General features: G+C 49.3%; 2 protein-coding genes. Both read left to right on the top strand.

Features of this window, described 5'->3' with window-relative positions:
• Window positions 1–118 precede the first annotated feature (118 nt).
• Window positions 119–598 carry a phage neck terminator protein gene (locus tag ABH899_RS28530; RefSeq protein ID WP_370002283.1) on the top strand — a complete coding sequence of 160 codons (480 nt, stop codon included), beginning with the start codon at window positions 119–121 and terminating at the stop codon, window positions 596–598.
• Window positions 599–603: 5 nt separating this feature from the next.
• Window positions 604–1,572: DUF3383 family protein (locus ABH899_RS28525; protein ID WP_370002281.1), on the top strand; the 969-nt coding region annotated here is incomplete at its 3' end.

The following is a 1,572-nucleotide window of genomic DNA, read 5'->3' as shown; positions in this document are numbered from 1 at the left end:
TATGCACACGAACCCGGGGACCTTGTTACCTACAAGGGTGTGCAATATACCGTGGTGTCTCCCCAAGAAAGGGAGTACAGGGACGTCAACCAGTACGTTTTGAAAAAGGTGGTCGCTAATGATCCAATTTAAAGCGATCCGCAACGCAATAGTTCGGGGACTCGCAGCACATTTAGGTGTGAAGGTTATCGAGATGAACGGCGGGGGAGACATTCCTAAAACGGCATTTTTAACCTACGACTTTTCCGGCAGCTTCGGGGACCGGCCCGGTTACCCGGCCGTGTATGTGGCAGACGATAAGATACGAGAAGTGGAGACGGTGCCGTTTACCGTCTCTTTTTTGTCCTATGCCGATGACAAGGCCACAAGCATGGAGAACGCTTTGAAAGCGCGGGAATGGTTCCGCGGAGCTGGCCGCGAGTTGCTTAAGGAATCCGTGAATGCTGTGGTCTATGAAATTGGAGAGGTCCAGAACCGTGACATTGCAATCGGCAGCGAGTGGGAGCGGCGGCAAGGCTTTGACGTTGAATTTCGAACACAGGACATTGTAGAAACCCCTCTTGTCCCGATTGATAAAGTAACAATTACAAGGAGTTGAGACTATTGGCAGTAAAAAGCGACGTAAAAGTAACAATTGATATTCAGCGCCCGACGCCTAAACTTGGGTTCGGAAAGACCTTGATTATCGGGTCCAGCGCTACCGGCCATCCATATACAACCTACACCGATTTAGACGCTGTCCGGGCAGACTTTGCAGCAAATACGGAAGTTTATAAGGCGGCTTTGTCTATTTTCCTGCAGGATAATGCACCGGCGGAAATCGCCGTCATGCTCTACAAGGCCCCTGAACAAACCTTGACGGATTTCCTTCCGCAGATTTTTAAGAAAGACTGGTATTTTCTCGTCTCTACGAGCAGCCAACTTTCAAATATTACAACAATTGCGGATGCCGTCGAGTTGTACGACAACCGACAATTTTTTGCGAGCACCAGCAGCAAAGACGACCTTGGAAAGATATATGCCAAAAAGTACAACAACACGACCATGTTCTACCACATCGACACATCGAATTACCCGGAGGCTGCTTGGCTTGGCGAGGTGGCGGCGGAAGATGTGGGTAGTGTGACCTGGAAGGGGAAAACGCTGAAAGGTATCGTACCGCTCGATATTGATGACACAGAGCTGCAGCAGATTCACGCGGTGGGCGCCAATACTTACGTGACCAAGGCCGGGGACGATGTTACAAGCGAAGGTAAAACGGTATCCGGTGAGTACATCGACGTTATCCACTCCAAGCATTACCTTATTCTCAGTATCGAATATGGGATTCAGAAATTAATGAACCGGTCATCTAAAATTCCATTCGACAATAACGGAATCGCTATGCTTGAAGGCGAAACGCTTATCGTGCTTAAAAGAGGGGATCAAAGCGGCATGATTGCTCATGACGATGACGACCAACCCCTTTACAGCACTAATTTTAAACCGCGTTCCCAGATTGATCCGGCCGACCGCGCCCAAAGGGTTTATACGGGCGGTTCGTTTAGCTTTGAATTGGCTGGGGCAATTCAC

This window comes from Paenibacillus sp. RC84, assembly GCF_041260495.1.
Lineage (GTDB): Bacteria > Bacillota > Bacilli > Paenibacillales > NBRC-103111 > Paenibacillus_F.
Note: the sequence above shows the minus strand (reverse complement) of the source record. Positions and strands in the feature narration are given on the sequence as shown.

Bases quoted from the DNA above. Each gene is read 5' to 3' on its own strand.
- ABH899_RS28530 (WP_370002283.1), top strand. From the start codon at position 119: ATGATCCAATTTAAAGCGATCCGCAACGCAATAGTTCGGGGACTCGCA.